Source organism: Streptomyces sp. NBC_01255 (assembly GCF_036226445.1).
Classification (GTDB): Bacteria; Actinomycetota; Actinomycetes; order Streptomycetales; family Streptomycetaceae; genus Streptomyces.
Map to the genome: position 1 here is coordinate 2,278,508 of NZ_CP108474.1, position 16,160 is coordinate 2,294,667.

Consider the following 16,160-nt stretch of genomic DNA (forward strand, 5'->3'; position numbering starts at 1 on the left):
CGTTTGACGGTGCGTGAGGGGTTCGCGGGGTCAGCCCGAGGCGGCGAGGACCAGCGGGAGCACCTGTTCGGCGCCGGCCTGGCGGAGCAGGCGGGCGGCGACCGCGAGGGTCCAGCCGGAGTCGGTGCAGTCGTCCACGAGCAGGACGGGGCCGGGAGTTGCCGCCAGCGCGCCCGCCAGGTCCTCCGGGACGGCGAGGGCGCCGGAGAGTGCCCTGAGGCGTTGGGCCGAGTTGCTGCGGCGTGCCGCGTGCGCGCCGTCCGGCCCGGTGTACGTCAGGGTGCCCAGGAGGGGGAGCCGCCCGATGGTCGCGATGCCCTGCGCGAGGGAGCCGACCAGCTGCGGGCGGGTCAGGGACGGCAGGGCGACGACGCCCACCGGCCGGGCGGAGGCGTCCGGGACGTTCGGCGCCCAGCCGCCCGGGGAGCGCGCCCAGTCGGCGAGGACGGCCACCGCGGCCTTGAGGACGTCATCGGGGACCGGACCGTCGGGTGTGGCGTCGGCGAGCAGCGGGCGCAGCCGGTTGCCCCAGCCGATGTCCGAGAGCCGCCCCAGGGCGCGGCCGGTGGAGCACTGCTCTCCGGCGGGGATGCGCCCCTTGAGGTTGACGCCCAGCGCGGGCATGCCCGTCGGCCACATCCGGCGCGGCTCGACCTCCACGCCCGGGCGGTCCAGCTCCTTCGCCGCTCCGGTCAGCGTCTCGGCGGAGACGGAGGAATCCGCCCACGGCCCCGCGCAGTTGTCGCAGCGGCCGCACGGGACGGCCCCTTCGTCGTCCAGCTGGCGGCGCAGGAACTCCATCCGGCACCCGGAGGTGCTCACGTAGTCACGCATGGCCTGCTGCTCGGCTGCCCGCTGCCGGGCCACCCACGCGTACCGCTCGGCGTCGTAGGTCCACTGCCGGCCGGTGGAGGTCCAGCCGCCCTTCACCCGCTTGACGGCCCCGTCCACGTCCAGGACCTTCAGCATGGTCTCCAGCCGGGTGCGGCGAAGATCCACCGCCGCCTCCAGAGCCGGTACGGACAGCGGCCGTCCGGCGTCGGCGAGGGCCGAGAGGGTCTGCCGGACCTGGGCCTCGGGCGGGAAGGCGGTATCGGCGAAGTAGCGCCAGATGGCCTCGTCCTCCTTGCCCGGCAGCAGGAGGACGTCGGCGTGCTCGACACCGCGTCCCGCTCGGCCGACCTGCTGGTAGTAGGCGATGGGGGACGACGGCGACCCCAGGTGCACCACGAATCCGAGGTCGGGCTTGTCGAAGCCCATGCCCAGCGCCGAGGTCGCAACCAGTGCCTTGACCCGGTTCTCCTGGAGGTCGACCTCGGCCTGCAGCCGGTCGGCGTTCTCCGTCCGCCCCGTGTAGGAGGCCACCGTGAAGCCGCGCTGGCGCAGGAAGGCGGTCGCCTCCTCGGCGGCGGCCACGGTGAGGGCGTAGATGATCCCCGACCCCTGGAGCTCGTCCAGGTGCTCGGCGAGCCAGGCCAGGCGGTGCGCGGCGTCGGGGAGCCGGACCACGCCCAGGCGCAGGCTCTCCCGGTCCAGCGGACCGCGCAGCACGAGGGCCTCGCCGGCACCGGTGCCCAGCTGCTCGGCCACGTCCGCGGTCACGCGCGCGTTGGCCGTCGCGGTGGTGGCGAGTACCGGCACTCCGGGGGCGAGCTCGGCGAGCATCGCCCGCAGCCGGCGGTAGTCGGGCCGGAAATCGTGCCCCCAGTCCGAGATGCAGTGCGCCTCGTCGACCACGAGGAGACCCGTCGTGGCCGCGAGCTTGGGCAGCACCTGCTCCCGGAAGTCCACGGAGTTGAGGCGCTCCGGGCTGACGAGGAGAACGTCGGTCTCGCCGCGCTCGACCTCCTCGTAGATGGTGTCCCACTCCTCCGGGTTGGCCGAGTTGATCGTGCGCGCCTGGATGCCGGCACGCGCCGCCGACTCGACCTGGTTGCGCATCAGGGCCAGCAGTGGCGAGATGATCACCGTGGGGCCCGAACCGCGCCGCCGCAGCAGAGCGGTGGCGACGAAGTACACCGCCGACTTGCCCCAGCCGGTCCGCTGCACCACCAGCGCCCGCCGGCGCTCCTCCACCAGGGCCGCCACCGCCTGCCACTGGTCTTCCCGCAGCCGCGCCGAGCTCCCCGGCGCACCGACGAGCTCAGCGAGGATGGCATCGGCTTCGGCACGGAGCTCCTGGTTGTCCATGCCCCCATGCAACCCGATGGCACGGACAATCGCCCAACTCACTCAGCGTGATACTCCGCTCGCACGCTGCTCGACCGCCGTGCGAGCGGTCGGGGGCAGTCTTCGTGGGCGGCTCCAGAGACGGAAGGAACGTTTCCGCCGAGGCTCTCGCCCCCGGGTGTGAAACAGGAGGGGAAACGGGGAGTGAACAATGGGCAACTGGGCAGGGATATGAAAGGCATACCGTCGCATTCCCGTCAGTGACCTCAATTGCTCATTGCCGCTCGCGCACGGGCCAAGCAAGAATTGGGAAACCGCCCCGCACGGCCCGTCAGCGGCCTGGAAGGACCGTGCCGTGGTGCGCCCTCACCCGACCTTGCCCGCCGCGCGGGCGCGTATCCGAAGGGAGGACCGTGACCCTCGGATTCGCTCCGTCCACAGCCGCCTCGACCACATCGTCGTCCGGGTCCGCCAGCCGCCTCTCACGGACGCTCGAACCGGCCGAGTGGGCCGCGGCGGGAATCCCCCTGCTCGGCAACCCGCGTGAGGTCGTCAGCGGCCTGCACTCACGCCACACCCCCACGCCCTCGACGGCGGTCGTGGCGGTCCTGGACCACGAGGAGCGGCTCACCGCCAGCGCCTCGTTCGTCCGCCGTGCCATGCCCGCCGACGGCTGGGAGTTCCGCAACGCGCTCCTGGCGCACCTGCGGCGCGTCCTTCCGCACGATCTCCGTCGCCGGGCCCCGGTGCGGACAGCGGTCCTGCTGTACTGCCGCGAGGGCGACGAGCGCTGGACGGAGGAGGACGGAGCCTGGATGTGGGGGCTCCGGGACGCCTGCACGTTGCACGGACTCCGCTGCGGCGCGTACATCACGCTGACCCGCGGGGGCTGGCAGGTGCTGGGCGAAGGCCGGGGGGGCCGTCGGCCCAGCTCCGACTCGCGCCCGGTGCCTCTCGGGAGCGAGTCGGCCGAACTGGGCCATCTCACGCCGAGAACGGCGAGCGGCGCGTCCGAACCTCTGCGCCGGGCCGCCGCACGCTGACGACCTCGCACGTCGCCGTACGACGAGGTACGACGACGTACGGCGACGTACAACGCCGTAGTGGACGCCTGCCCGCCGGGCCGGTGTTCGGTCCGGCGGCAGGGGTGGTCGGGCAGCGGACGGGACGGTCAGACGCCGGCGCCGACGATCGCCGCGACGCGCTCCGGATCGCCACAGACGATCAGCAGCGCACCCGCACGGACCATGGCCGACGGCAGCGCCTGGGCAGCGATCTCGTCGCTGTCGCCGTTGACGGCGACGATCACCACGGGCCGGACGGCAGCCCGCTCGACGGCGGCCGCGTCCGCGAAGAACACGTCGTCGCCGGTGTCCTGCTGGGCCCAGTAGGCGGCCTCGCCGAAGGACAGCTCGTGCGCCGCCCACGGGTGCTGGTCGCCGGTGGTCAGCACCAGGACGTCACCGGGCGCCCGGCCGCTCTCCAGGAGCATGTCCAGGGCCTCCTCGGCGGCGTCCAGCGCACCGTCGGCCGGGGCCGGGATCACCTGGAGCTGCGGAGTGGACCGCTGGTCGGAACGATTCTCCGGACCGGTGGCCGGGGACTGCCCGGCACCGGGGTGCGGACGCGGGGCCGGCGGAGCGGGCCTGGCCGGGCCGGGGCCCGGGTGTCCGGGACGCGGAGAGGCCGCGGAACGCGGGCCGGGTACGGGACGGGGGGTCGACGCGGGACGGCCGGCGGCCGTGGTGGCGCGGGGACCCTGGGCGCTCTCGTGAATCTGAGGCTCCTCGGGGGTGAGAGGCATGGGTGGATGTCTATCAAACGCCGCTGCGCGGGGCATCGGCGGGTGGGCACACAGGTGCGCCCCGGCTGCTCGGACGGCCATGGAGAAGCGTTCGGCAGCCGGAAGTTCAGAAGTCGAAGCCGAGTTGGCCCCCGCTTTCCAGCGCGGCCGCCTCCGCGGAGAGACGGACCTTTTTGAGGTGGCGCCACTGCGGCAACGCGTCCAGGTACGACCAGGAGAGACGGTGGTACGGGGTGGGCCCCAGCTCCTCCAGCGCGGCCTTGTGGACCGGCGAAGGGTAGCCCGCGTTCGCCGCGAAGCCGAACGCGGCGCAGCCCTCGGCTCCGGTCTCGAGCTCCGCCATGACGGTGTCCCGCCGGACCTTGGCGATGACGGAGGCGGCGGCCACGGCGACACAGGACTGGTCGCCCTTGATCACCGTGCGGACCTGCCAAGGGCTGCCGAGGTAGTCGTGCTTGCCGTCGAGGATCACGGCATCCGGCCTGACGGGAAGCCCTTCGAGGGCCCGGACCGCCGCGAGCCGGAGCGCCGCGGTCATCCCGAGTTCGTCGATCTCTTCCGGGGAGGCGTCGCCGAGCGCGTACGCCGTGACCCACTGCTCCAGCTCCGCGGCCAGCGCGGTACGGCGCTTGGGGGTGATCAGCTTGGAGTCGGTGAGTCCGGTGGGCGGCCGGCGCAGCCCTGTGACGGCGGCGCACACCGTGACGGGACCGGCCCACGCCCCGCGCCCGACCTCGTCGACTCCGGCGACGATCCTGGCGCCGGTGGTCGCTCGGAGCGATCGCTCGACAGTGTGGGTGGGAGGTTCGTACGGCATGGCGCCAGCCAGGTTACGCCGCCTGGTGCCGCCCGCGATACCCGGATTCCCCTCAGGCCGACCCCGGGCCGAACTCAGGCCGACCTCGGGCCGATCTCAGACCGCCCCGAGGCGGAGCAGCGGCACCATGACCCGGTCGATCATGTCGGCGATCTCGCGGTCCGACCATTCGCTCCCGCACACCTTGGAGCGGTACATCATCAGGGCGGGGACCACATCGAGCACCAGGTCGTCGATCGCGTCGGCCCGCACGTCACCGCGCTCGATTCCGCGCCGCAGCACGTCCTTGAAGAGCCGGGTCGAGGGCTCGGTCACCCCCGCGACGATCAGCTCGTGGAACCTCCCAGCGGATTCCGCGTCGCATTCGTGAAGGACCGCGCGCAGGGCGAGGCCGGGCTTGGAGAACATCACGTCGCGGACCCGGAGACACAGCGCGTACAGGTCCTCGCGGACGCTCCCGCGGTCCGGCGCCTCGTCGAGCGTCGGCAGCCCGGCCTGGAGGGCGTCCGCGACGAGGTCTTCTTTCGACGGCCAGCGCCGGTACACCGCGGCTTTGCCCGTCTGCGCGCCGACCGCGACACCCTCCATCGTCAGACCGTTCCAGCCGACGCTGCCCAGCTGTTCGAGCGTGGCCTCCAGAATGGCCCGTTCCAGCACGGGGCCACGGCGTCGCAGAGACGCCCCCTCCGGCCGGGCGGCGGCCGCGGAGCGCGAAGTAACCATCAGGATCTCTCCGTTGAGCAAGTCGATCGGGGCGAGTCGGGACGTGGCAGTGCCCAGTGAACGGTTGCGTTCACTGAGGGGGACTCACTACCGTGGAGAACAGTGAACGGGCGCGTTCACTAATTCTTCCGTGGGGGATCCATAGTGACAACTTCTCCGGTGGACACACAGTCCAAGAACGGCCCTGCTCGCGCCGGAGGCCGGCCGGGCATCGCCCTGGCCGTCATCGCCGCCTGCCAGCTCATGGTCGTTCTCGACGCCACCATCGTGAACATCGCGCTGCCGCACATCCAGGACGCGCTCTCCTTCTCGACCACCGACCTCTCCTGGGTGCTCAGTGCCTACACGCTCACCTTCGGCGGGCTGCTGCTCCTCGGCGGGCGCGCGGGAGACATCCTGGGGCGCCGCCGGGTGTTCATGGCCGGCATCCTCGTCTTCACCTTCGCCTCGCTGCTCGGCGGCTTCGCCCAGGAGCCCTGGCAGCTGCTCGCCGCACGCGCCCTGCAGGGTGTCGGCGGCGCCATCGCCTCGCCGACCTCGCTCGCGCTGATCACCACGACGTTCCCCGAAGGGCCGGAGCGCAACCGCGCGTTCGGCGTGTTCGCCGCCGTGTCCGCCGGTGGTGGCGCGATCGGGCTGCTCGCCGGCGGCATGCTCACCGAGTGGCTCGACTGGCGCTGGGTCCTCTTCGTCAATGTCCCGATCGGCCTGCTGATCGCCTACCTCGCCCCGCGCTACATCGCGGAGTCCGAGCGTCACCCAGGCCGTTTCGACATCGCGGGCGCCATGACCTCGACGCTCGGCATGGCGGCCCTGGTCTACGGGTTCATCAGCGCGTCCGAGAAGGGCTGGAAGGACTCGCTGACCGTCGGCTCCTTCGTCGCGGCCGTGGTCCTGCTCGTGGCCTTCGGTGTCGTGGAGTCGAGGGCCAAGGAGCCGATCACCCCGCTCAGGATGTTCGCCGAGCGCAACCGCTCGGGCACGTACGTCATCATGCTCAGCCTGTCGGCCGCCATGTTCGGCATGTTCTTCTTCATCGTCCTGTGGGTCCAGGACGTCCTCGGGTACAGCCCGATCCAGTCCGGACTCGCCTTCCTGCCGGTGACGGTCGCGATCGTCACGGGCGCGGGGCTCGCGCAGCGGCTGCTGCCGGTCCTCGGGCCGAAACCGTTCATGGTGGGCGGCTCGGCGATCACCGGCATCGGCCTCTTCTGGCTGACGTTCATCACCTCGGACAGCAGTTACGCCGGCGCCGTCCTCGGCCCGATGGCCCTGTTCGGCTTCGGCATGGGCCTCAACTTCGTGACGCTCACACTCACGGCCGTCTCCGGGGTGGCCCCGTACGAGGCGGGCGCCGCGTCGGGCCTGCTCAACGCCACCCAGCAGGTCGGCGGTTCGCTCGGCCTGTCCATCCTGGTCACGGTCTTCGGCACGGCGAGCCGCGAGGAGGGCGAGAAGCAGGCGCCGGGCTTCCTGGCGAACGCGACGCCCGAGCAGCAGGCGGAGTTCGCGAAGACGCACGAGCTCCCCGCGCCCTGGGGCCATGAGGTGCTGACCTCGGGCATCGCCTCGGCCTTCACCGCCGCCGTCGCGATGGTGCTGATCGCGCTGGTCACGGCAGTCCTGGTGATCAGGGTCCGCAAGAGCGACCTGGAGGCGCTGAGCGGCCGGGCCGAGGCGGCCGGACCAATGGCCTGAGCCGGCGCCGTACGCCCGCCCGACCCAGGCCGTACGCCCGCCCGCCCATGGCCGCACGCCCGCCCAAGCGGGGTCCGTACGCCTCCGAGTACGCCGATGTCCCCCGGGCCCCGCCACGGGGCCCGGGGGACATCCCACCTCACACGTCAGACAGCCGTCCCGTCCGGGACCCACCCCGGAAGGTCCTCGGTCTGCCGCAGCCACTCGGCAGGCGGAGCCCCGTGCGCCGCGGAGGCCACGACGCCGCCGGCGATGGCGCAGGTCGTGTCGACGTCGCCGCCGACCTGCGCGGTCGTCCAGAACATCCGCTCGAAGTCGCCCAGGGCTCGCGCCGCCGACCAGAGGGCGAAGGGCACGGTGTCGTGCGCGCTGGTCCGCCGGCCGCTGCCGAGCACCGCGGCGACCGTGCCCGCGTCCCCGTAGTCGAGCATGTCGCGCGCCCGGCGCAGGCCCGCCCCCACCGCGCTGCGCGGCACCAGCGCGACGACGCCGTCGAGCAGCGCCTCGGGTGTGGGCGGTCCTGCCGGGGCGGCGGCGAGGGCTGCGGCGGCCGCCACGGCCATCGCGCCCACGACGGCCTCGCGGTGCTGGTGTGTCGTGTACGCGGAAATCTCGGCCTGGTGCGTCGCCTGCTCCGGGTCGTCCGCGTACCAGGCGCCGAGCGGGGCGATCCGCATCGCGGCGCCGTTGCCCCAGGAGCCCTGCCCGTTGAAGAGCGCGGCGGACAGCTCCCGCCAGTCTCCGCCCTCCCTGATGAGCCGGAGCATCCGGTTGACCGCCGGACCGTAGCCCCGGTCGAAGTCGTGGTGGTTCGCGAAGGACAGGGCGAGGGCGTCCTGGTCGATGCGGTCATGGCCGACGAGGACGGCGAGGACGGAGCAGGCCATCTCGGTGTCGTCGGTCCACTGCCAGGGGCCGGGCGGCAGCTCGCGCCGCTTCAGCAGGGGGTAGTGGGCGGGTACGAAGAACTGGGAGCCCAGGGCGTCTCCCACGGACAGCCCGCGCAGGCTGGCCAGGGCGCGGTCGAAGCGCCGGTCGAGTGAGGAGTCAGCGGTCATCGCTCAACCACTCTATCCGGTGTGCCCGTACGGTTCCGGGGTACGCCAGCGTGCGAACGGCCTGTCCAGCCGGTATCTCCCGTCCTCGCCCAGCAGGAGCGTGCGGGTCTCGGCGTTGCCGGGGTTCGACAGGGACTCGAAGTCCGCGACCGTCCAGTGGAACCAGCGCATGCAGAACAGCCGCATGGTCAGTCCATGGGTGACGAGGAGGACGTTCGGCGGGTGGTCGGGGGCCTCGAAGCTGCGGTAGAGGCTCTCCAGGAAGGCCCCGACCCGGTCGTAGACGTCCGCCCCGGACTCGCCCTGGGCGAAGCGGTAGAAGAAGTGCCCGTACGCGTCCCGGTACGCCTTCTGCAGGCGTACGTCCTCCCGCTCCTGCCAGTTGCCCCAGTCCTGCTCCCGCAGGCGCGGCTCCTCCCGCACCCTCATCTGCTCCCTGGGCAGCCTGAAGGCCCGGAGGGTCTCATGGGTGCGGCGGTACGGCGACACGTAGACGCTGACCTGTTCGTCCCCGAACAGCTCCCGCAGCCCCTCCCCCGTCTCCTCCGCCTGCCGCCACCCGGTCTCCGTGAGCCGGAGCGCGTGATCGGGCTCGCGTTCGTACACCGTGTCATCGGCATTGCCCTCGGACTCTCCGTGCCGTACGAGAACGATGCGCCGCGGTCGTGCCATACCCCGACCCTAGATCGAGGGCCCGTGGCGGGCTCGGCCGAGTCCCCTGTCGGAGCCCATCCGGCGTAGGTCCGACGTGCGGATCCGACGGAACAGCCCGCCCTCAGACCGTCCAGGCCGCGTCGAGCTGCACCACGTCGCCGGTCAGCGCCGCCACGTCGGCATCGGTCTTGGCACGCAGACCGAGCCGCTCGATGCGCTCCACCCGGTACTTGCCGTGCTCCGCGGCGGACCTCCACATCGAAAGCACCAGGAACTCACTGCCCGGCGCCTCGCCGAACAGGCCCCGCAGCATGCCGGGGGACCCGGCCATCGCCGGGTTCCACACCTTCTCCTGCATGAGCGCGAAGTGCTCGGCACGCTCCTCGTGGACGCGGCAGTGCGCCACCCGCGCCACGTCGGCGTCGCCGAACTTCGGCTCGAACCCCGTCTTCACGTCGAAGCGGTGGTCGAACAGCTTGACCTGGATGTCCTTGTACGTGCCCACCTGCGAGGCCGCCAGGCGATCGTGCGACCGCGCCATGAACGAGTCGTAGAACGCCCGGCTCTCCCAGAACGCGAAGATGTGGGCGACGTCCGGCCGAGCCCGGCTCCACCCGCCGCCCTGGCCCCGGAATCCCGGCTCACCGAGCAGCCCCGCCCATTTCCGCTGTCCCCGCTCGAACCCTCGACGGTCCACCACGGTGCAGCGAATCCACTTGACCAGCACCGCGCCATCGTACGGGCCCGGGGAGTGCCCCGGCAGTGCGCGTCAGACACCCACCGGGTGCAGTCGCTCCAGCCCGGCGCGCTCCTCGTCGTCGATCTCGATGCCGAAGTCGTCCTCCAAGGTCGCCGCCAACTCTCCGACGGTCACCACCCGTTCCTCGGTGACACCGTCCGTACGGACGCTCGTCAGCGTCTCGCGCACGAGCGCCCTCCGCACCTCGGCCCCGGGCCGCTGCGCCACGACCTGGCCGAGAAAGCGCGACTCGGGATGGCTGGAGCTGAAGTGGTTCATGACCGTGAAGTCACCCGGGTACAGGGTCTGCGGAGAGAACGCGTACAGATCGGTCCAGCCGTGCGGACGCAGGGAACGCAGTACGTGGATGCCCTCGCCCTCGGTCCCGATCCCGAACGTCCAGCCGTCCTGCTCCACGCGCGCGCCGTCCCGCAGGGGAACCGGCTCCAACGGCCCCTGCCAGCCGAACCCCACGTCGGCGAGCCACTGTTCGCCCTCCGCCTCGACGACCAGCAACGCGTGGGTGACGGGCAGCAGCGCCCCGCCGCGCGTACGGTTGCGGGCCCCGCGCCCGGCCACCCGGAAGCCGATCCGCTCCAGTGCGGCCGCGAGGAGCGAGTTCTGTTCGTAGCAGTAGCCACCCCTGCGGCGGCGGACGAGCTTGGCCTGAAGGCTCTTCAGGTCCAGAGGGACCTGCCGCCCGAGGGCCACATCGAGGTTCTCGAACGGAATGGACCGGACATGCGCCCGGTGTACCGCGGTCAACGTCCGGCGATCGGCGGCGAGTTCCCCGTCCCGTCCGATGTCGTAGCCGATTCGAGCCAGATAAGCGTCGAGATCCAGCTCGTCACCACTCCACAAACCGCTCTCCCCCTCCACCGTCGGGTCCACTGTCACAGGCCCATGACACCATGAGCAATCTCCCCGCGACCACGGGCTTTTGAGGGTGGCGGGGCGACGGTCGAGGCGAGGCGTACGCGGGGGCGTGCGTGGAGAGGGGAAGCACCGTGAGCGGACTCAACAAGGGCGTGGCGAGGGTCGAGGTGACGCTCAAGTGGGACCCTGCCCCGAGCGGTGCGCCGGCCCACGACCTGGATCTCGTCGCCGGCGTCTTCGCGGCCGACGACCCTCACGGGTCCCCGGTCTACCTGGTGCACTTCGGCAGCCGCTCCCCCGACGGCACGATCACGCTCCACCGTGACAGCCGTACGGGGCAGGGCTTCGGCTACGACGAGGCGATGACGCTGGAGCTGGACCGACTGGCACCCCGCTACGCGCGCGTGGTGGTGGGCGTGACCGTGCAACAGACCGGCGGCAGGCTGACTTTCGGCGCCATAGCGAACACCGGCATACGGGTCCGCGAGGGGTACACCGACCTCCTGACCCACGACTTCGCGGACGTACCGGGCGCCCTGTCGGCGACGGTCGTGGAGTTCACCCGGGACGGCGCGGACGGCTGGTCGTACCGCGCGATCAGCCGAGGCTTCGACGCCGACCCTGGATCCTTCGCGACGGTGCTCGGCTCCACACCGGTCTGACGTCACAAACGCCGAGGGCGGTGGCTCCGGGAAACCGGAACCACCGCCCTGACCGGGGATGTCACCCCTGGGTTATGCCGTGGATCAGCTGCAGCCGCTGGTGGAGCCGCAGCCCTCGCAGATGTAGCAGGAGCCGGCGCGCTGCATCTTCGTCCCGCAGGAGAAGCAGAGCGGGGCGTCGGCGCTGATGCCGAGCTGCATCTCGACGAGCTCCGCCGAGGTGTGCGCCGTCTTCGGGGCCGGGATCTCGGCCTGCGGGGCCGGGACCGGGGCCGGGACGGCCTTCAGTTCCTGGGCGCGGGGCGCGGACTGGGCCAGGGCCTCGACGTCGACCTCGTCGTCCTCGGCCTGCTCGTACGAGCCGGTGTCGAGGTGGCGCTGACGCTCCTCGGCCGAGTGGATGCCGAGGGCGGAACGCGTCTCGAAGGGCAGGAAGTCGAGCGCCAGGCGGCGGAAGATGTAGTCGACGATCGACTGCGCCATCCGCACGTCCGGGTCGTCCGTCATGCCGGCCGGCTCGAAGCGCATGTTCGTGAACTTCGAGACGTAGGTCTCCAGCGGCACGCCGTACTGCAGACCGACGGAGACGGCGATGGAGAAGGCGTCCATCATGCCGGCGAGGGTCGAGCCCTGCTTGGACATCTTGAGGAAGACCTCGCCGAGACCGTCGTCCGGGTAGGAGTTGGCGGTCATGTAGCCCTCGGCGCCACCCACGGTGAAGGAGGTGGTGATCCCCGGACGGCCCTTGGGCAGACGCTTGCGGACCGGACGGTACTCGACGACCTTCTCGACGGCCTCGCGGATCGTCGCCTCGGACTTCGCGGTGACCTCGACCTTCTCCGCTTCCTTCTTCTTGGCGGAGAGGGGCTGGCCTACCTTGCAGTTGTCGCGGTAGATCGCGAGCGCCTTGACGCCCATCTTCCAGGCCTCGTAGTAGACCTCCTCGACGTCCTCGACCGTGGCCGTCTCCGGCAGGTTCACGGTCTTGGAGAGGGCGCCCGAGATCCACGGCTGGATGGCGGCCATCATGCGGACGTGGCCCATCGCGGAGATGGAGCGCTCACCCATCGCGCAGTCGAAGACCTCGTAGTGCTCGGCCTTCAGGCCGGGGGCGTCGATCACATTGCCGTGCTCGGCGATGTGGGCGACGATCGCCTCGATCTGCTCCTCCTGGTAGCCCAGGCGGCGCAGGGCCTGCGGGACGGTGCCGTTGACGATCTGCATCGAGCCGCCGCCGACCAGCTTCTTGAACTTGACCAGGGCGAGGTCGGGCTCGAGGCCGGTGGTGTCGCAGGACATCGCGAGACCGATGGTGCCGGTCGGGGCGATGACCGACGCCTGGGCGTTGCGGAAGCCGTTCTTGGCGCCGAGGCGGACGACGTCCTGCCAGGCCTCCGTCGCGGCGGCCCAGATCGGCGAGTCCAGGTCGTCGAAGCGGACGGCCTTGGTGTTCTCGTCGGCGTGCTGCTGCATGACGCGCTGGTGCGGCTCGGCGTTGCGGGCGTAGCCGTCGTACGCGCCGACGACCGCGGCGAGCTCGGCGGAGCGCTTGTACGAGGTGCCGGTCATCAGGGAGGTGATCGCACCGGCGAGGGCGCGGCCGCCGTCGGAGTCGTACGCGTGGCCGGTCGCCATCAGCAGGGCGCCGAGGTTGGCGTAGCCGATGCCGAGCTGGCGGTAGGCGCGGGTGTTCTCGCCGATCTTCTCCGTGGGGAAGTCGGCGAAGCAGATGGAGATGTCCATCGCGGTGATGACGAGCTCGACGACCTTGGCGAAGCGGTCGATCTCGAAGGACTGGTTGCCCTTGCCGTCGTCCTTGAGGAACTTCATGAGGTTCAGCGAGGCGAGGTTGCAGGACGTGTTGTCCAGGTGCATGTACTCGCTGCACGGGTTCGAGCCGTTGATGCGGCCGGACTCGGGGCAGGTGTGCCAGTGGTTGATCGTGTCGTCGTACTGGATGCCCGGGTCGGCGCAGGCCCAGGCGGCCTCGGCCATCTTGCGGAAGAGCGACTTGGCGTCGACCTCCTCGATGACCTCGCCGGTCATGCGGGACGTGAGGCCGAAGGTGCCACCGGACTCGACGGCCTTCATGAACGTGTCGTTCACGCGGACGGAGTTGTTGGCGTTCTGGTACTGGACGGACGTGATGTCGTCGCCGCCCAGGTCCATGTCGAAGCCCGCGTCACGGAGGGCGCGGATCTTCTCCTCCTCCTTGACCTTGGTCTCGATGAAGTCCTCGATGTCGGGGTGGTCGACGTCGAGGATGACCATCTTGGCCGCGCGACGGGTCGCACCGCCCGACTTGATCGTTCCCGCGGAGGCGTCGGCGCCGCGCATGAAGGAGACCGGGCCGGAGGCGTTGCCTCCGGAGGAGAGCAGCTCCTTGGAGGAGCGGATGCGGGAGAGGTTCAGGCCGGCGCCGGAGCCGCCCTTGAAGATCATGCCCTCTTCCTTGTACCAGTCGAGGATGGACTCCATGGAGTCGTCGACGGCCAGGATGAAGCAGGCGGAGACCTGCTGGGGCTGCGGGGTGCCGACGTTGAACCAGACCGGCGAGTTGAAGCTGAAGATCTGGTGCAGGAGGGCGTAGGCCAGCTCGTGCTCGAAGATCTCGGCGTCGGCGGGGGACGCGAAGTAGCCGTACTCCTCACCGGCCTTGGTGTACGTCTTCACGATCCGGTCGATGAGCTGCTTGAGACCGGTCTCGCGCTGCGGGGTGCCGACGGCCCCGCGGAAGTACTTGCTGGTGACGATGTTGACCGCGTTCACCGACCAGAAGTCGGGGAACTCGACGCCACGCTGCTCGAAGTTGATCGAGCCGTCGCGCCAGTTGGTCATGACGACGTCACGACGCTCCCAGGACACCTCGTCGTACGGATGCACGCCAGGGGTGGTGTGGATGCGCTCGATACGCAGGCCCTTGCTCGCCGACTTGGCTCCCTTGTTGCGGGAACCACGTGCCGGGCCGCTCGCCGTCTCTGTCATGCCGCCTCCCATATACGGGCAAAACACACTTTGGCACCCAGAAAGTCCCAGGGCACCGTCTTCTGTACGTCTTTCGGTACTACTGCCACGAGGACCGGAAACAGGTCACCCGGGGCACGTCTGTCAGGCCGCTCGGCGGCCGATCGCCGGGCCGTGGTCGGCCCGGACCGCCGATCAGTCGGCGGCGGTGGCGGGAACGGGGACCTCAGGGGTCGCACCGATCCCGCGGTTCTCAGCGGGAGACCGCTCGCGGAGTTCCGCGATGGCGGCCTCGAAGTCTTCGAGGCTGTCGAAGGCCTTGTACACGGACGCGAAGCGCAGGTACGCGACGAGGTCGAGCTCCTGCAAGGGGCCGAGGATGGCCAGACCCACGTCATGGGTGGTCAGCTCGGCGCTCCCGGTGGCGCGCACCGCCTCCTCGACCCGCTGGCCGAGCTTGGCGAGGGCGTCCTCGGTGACCGGTCGCCCCTGGCACGCCTTGCGCACACCGGAGATGACCTTGGTACGGCTGAAGGGCTCGGTGACACCGGACCGCTTCACCACCATGAGCGAACACGTCTCCACCGTGGTGAAACGGCGGGAGCAGTCGGGGCACTGGCGACGGCGTCGGATCGACGTCCCGTCGTCGGTGGTGCGACTGTCGACGACACGGCTGTCGGGGTGCCTGCAGAAGGGGCAGTGCATAGCTTCCGACCCTCCCTCACGGCACGACTGATGAGCCTCGCCCGGCCGTCAAGACCCTGCGAAGCGACCTCCAGCATAGGCGATGCGAACGCCCCCGGCAGACCGGGGACCACTACCCCTGGGCGGTCGATGCCATCCAACCACTAGATCTTGGGTTGGGGGCGATTCTGCCCCTTGCGCGTGTCGCGGATCGCCCGCTCCCGCGCTTCCGCCCTCCCGGGTGCGACACTGGGAGGGCACACCCGATGCCCGCGGCCCAGCGGCGAAGGCTACCGTAATGACCGAATTGGGTTCGCGGGGTGCTGCGGAGTGACGGTACTCATACACCCCCATGCGTACCCACGTAAGGCAATCTGCGAATTTTCACTCGAACGTGTGTTTGGCGCAACCTTTCGAAAGCCACTACCGTTGTGCCAGCCAGGGAGACAAATTCGAGAGGGGCCGACGACGTGACCACCACCGCAGACAGTGCCACCATCACCGCCCAGGACCGCTCCCAGGGCCGACTCGAGCCGGTGCATGCCATGAATGACGCAGCCATGAACGGCGAGGAGCCCGGGCGCCCCGCCCGAGCCCTTCCCGGGCGACCTCCAGGCATCAGGGCCGACAGTTCCGGCCTCACCGACCGGCAGCGCCGGGTGATCGAGGTCATCCGCGACTCGGTCCAGCGGCGCGGCTACCCGCCGTCGATGCGCGAGATCGGCCAGGCCGTGGGGCTGTCCAGCACGTCGTCGGTGGCTCACCAGCTCATGGCCCTGGAGCGCAAGGGCTTCCTCCGCCGCGACCCGCACCGCCCCCGGGCGTACGAGGTGCGCGGCTCGGACCAGCCGAGCACGCAGCCGACGGACACCACGGGCAAGCCCGCCGCGTCGTACGTTCCCCTGGTCGGCCGGATCGCGGCCGGTGGCCCGATCCTGGCCGAGGAGTCCGTCGAGGACGTCTTCCCGCTGCCCCGGCAGCTGGTCGGCGACGGCGAGCTGTTCGTCCTGAAGGTCGTCGGCGACTCGATGATCGAGGCCGCCATCTGTGACGGCGACTGGGTCACCGTCCGCCGCCAGCCCGTCGCGGAGAACGGCGACATCGTCGCCGCCATGCTCGACGGCGAGGCCACGGTCAAGCGCTTCAAGCGCGAGGACGGGCACGTCTGGCTCCTCCCGCACAACGCGGCGTACCAGCCCATCCCCGGCGACGAGGCCACCATCCTCGGCAAGGTCGTGGCGGTGCTCCGGCGGGTGTGACACTCACCGCCGGCTCTGACCGGGCCCCGGGACCCACTGCGCCGGTCCCGGGG

General features: G+C 70.8%; 14 protein-coding genes. 4 read left to right on the top strand and 10 right to left on the bottom strand.

All coding sequences use genetic code 11. From position 1 onward, the window contains the following. Positions 1–30 precede the first annotated feature (30 nt). On the bottom strand, positions 31–2,190 hold the full coding sequence (locus OG357_RS09865; protein WP_329620804.1) for a RecQ family ATP-dependent DNA helicase: 2,160 nt from the start codon (positions 2,188–2,190) through the stop codon (positions 31–33). A gap of 392 nt (positions 2,191–2,582) precedes the next feature. Here OG357_RS09865 and OG357_RS09870 point away from each other — a divergent pair, with 392 nt between their 5' ends. Beyond that, entirely contained in the window at positions 2,583–3,212 is a 630-nt protein-coding gene (locus tag OG357_RS09870) for a hypothetical protein (RefSeq protein WP_329620805.1), read from the top strand. Between the two features lie 128 nt (positions 3,213–3,340). Here OG357_RS09870 and OG357_RS09875 read toward each other — a convergent pair whose 3' ends face one another. From OG357_RS09875 to OG357_RS09885, 3 genes are all read right to left on the bottom strand, one after another. Beyond that, on the bottom strand, positions 3,341–3,973 hold the full coding sequence (locus OG357_RS09875) for a hypothetical protein (RefSeq protein WP_329620806.1): 633 nt from the start codon (positions 3,971–3,973) through the stop codon (positions 3,341–3,343). A 106-nt stretch (positions 3,974–4,079) separates the two neighbouring features. Beyond that, the gene (locus OG357_RS09880) at positions 4,080–4,790 is read right to left on the bottom strand and encodes a ribonuclease HII (RefSeq protein ID WP_317599844.1); all 711 of its coding nucleotides are present in this window, start codon (positions 4,788–4,790) and stop codon (positions 4,080–4,082) included. A gap of 96 nt (positions 4,791–4,886) precedes the next feature. Continuing rightward, on the bottom strand, positions 4,887–5,513 hold the full coding sequence (locus OG357_RS09885) for a TetR/AcrR family transcriptional regulator (RefSeq protein ID WP_329620807.1): 627 nt from the start codon (positions 5,511–5,513) through the stop codon (positions 4,887–4,889). Between the two features lie 144 nt (positions 5,514–5,657). Here OG357_RS09885 and OG357_RS09890 point away from each other — a divergent pair, with 144 nt between their 5' ends. Then, positions 5,658–7,211, top strand: coding sequence for an MFS transporter (locus tag OG357_RS09890; RefSeq protein WP_329620808.1), 1,554 nt, complete (start codon positions 5,658–5,660; stop codon positions 7,209–7,211). 146 nt (positions 7,212–7,357) lie between these two features. Here the strand turns inward: OG357_RS09890 and OG357_RS09895 are convergent, their stop codons facing one another. From OG357_RS09895 to OG357_RS09910, 4 genes are all read right to left on the bottom strand, one after another. Next, a complete protein-coding gene (locus tag OG357_RS09895) occupies positions 7,358–8,269 on the bottom strand; it encodes an ADP-ribosylglycohydrolase family protein (protein WP_329620809.1) in 912 nt (303 codons plus the stop codon). A gap of 12 nt (positions 8,270–8,281) precedes the next feature. Then, positions 8,282–8,941: a histidine phosphatase family protein gene (locus OG357_RS09900; RefSeq protein ID WP_329620810.1), complete on the bottom strand. Its 660-nt coding sequence runs from the start codon at positions 8,939–8,941 to the stop codon at positions 8,282–8,284. Between the two features lie 103 nt (positions 8,942–9,044). Continuing rightward, the gene (locus OG357_RS09905) at positions 9,045–9,650 is read right to left on the bottom strand and encodes a YdbC family protein (protein ID WP_329620811.1); all 606 of its coding nucleotides are present in this window, start codon (positions 9,648–9,650) and stop codon (positions 9,045–9,047) included. A 42-nt stretch (positions 9,651–9,692) separates the two neighbouring features. Continuing rightward, positions 9,693–10,559, bottom strand: coding sequence for an arylamine N-acetyltransferase family protein (locus OG357_RS09910; RefSeq protein ID WP_329620812.1), 867 nt, complete (start codon positions 10,557–10,559; stop codon positions 9,693–9,695). Between the two features lie 110 nt (positions 10,560–10,669). Here OG357_RS09910 and OG357_RS09915 point away from each other — a divergent pair, with 110 nt between their 5' ends. Next, entirely contained in the window at positions 10,670–11,200 is a 531-nt protein-coding gene (locus OG357_RS09915; protein ID WP_329620813.1) for a TerD family protein, read from the top strand. 84 nt (positions 11,201–11,284) lie between these two features. On the opposite strand, the gene OG357_RS09920 is transcribed toward OG357_RS09915, so the two are convergent. After that, entirely contained in the window at positions 11,285–14,185 is a 2,901-nt protein-coding gene (locus OG357_RS09920; RefSeq protein WP_329620814.1) for a vitamin B12-dependent ribonucleotide reductase, read from the bottom strand. Positions 14,186–14,359: 174 nt separating this feature from the next. Further along, on the bottom strand, positions 14,360–14,869 hold the full coding sequence (nrdR, locus tag OG357_RS09925) for a transcriptional regulator NrdR (RefSeq protein WP_329620815.1): 510 nt from the start codon (positions 14,867–14,869) through the stop codon (positions 14,360–14,362). A gap of 449 nt (positions 14,870–15,318) precedes the next feature. Between nrdR and lexA the strand changes: the two genes are divergently transcribed. After that, positions 15,319–16,107 (top strand): transcriptional repressor LexA, encoded by a 789-nt coding sequence (gene lexA, locus OG357_RS09930; protein WP_024754934.1) that lies wholly within the window; start codon positions 15,319–15,321, stop codon positions 16,105–16,107. Positions 16,108–16,160: the final 53 nt, after the last annotated feature.

Excerpts from the sequence above, each read along its gene's own strand:
- OG357_RS09900 (WP_329620810.1), bottom strand. The coding sequence starts at position 8,941 with ATGGCACGACCGCGGCGCATCGTTCTCGTACGGCACGGAGAGTCCGAG.
- OG357_RS09875 (WP_329620806.1), bottom strand. The coding sequence starts at position 3,973 with ATGCCTCTCACCCCCGAGGAGCCTCAGATTCACGAGAGCGCCCAGGGT.
- OG357_RS09885 (WP_329620807.1), bottom strand. The coding sequence starts at position 5,513 with ATGGTTACTTCGCGCTCCGCGGCCGCCGCCCGGCCGGAGGGGGCGTCT.
- OG357_RS09920 (WP_329620814.1), bottom strand. The coding sequence starts at position 14,185 with ATGACAGAGACGGCGAGCGGCCCGGCACGTGGTTCCCGCAACAAGGGA.
- OG357_RS09865 (WP_329620804.1), bottom strand. The coding sequence starts at position 2,190 with ATGGACAACCAGGAGCTCCGTGCCGAAGCCGATGCCATCCTCGCTGAG.
- OG357_RS09880 (WP_317599844.1), bottom strand. The coding sequence starts at position 4,790 with ATGCCGTACGAACCTCCCACCCACACTGTCGAGCGATCGCTCCGAGCG.
- OG357_RS09895 (WP_329620809.1), bottom strand. The coding sequence starts at position 8,269 with ATGACCGCTGACTCCTCACTCGACCGGCGCTTCGACCGCGCCCTGGCC.
- nrdR (WP_329620815.1), bottom strand. The coding sequence starts at position 14,869 with ATGCACTGCCCCTTCTGCAGGCACCCCGACAGCCGTGTCGTCGACAGT.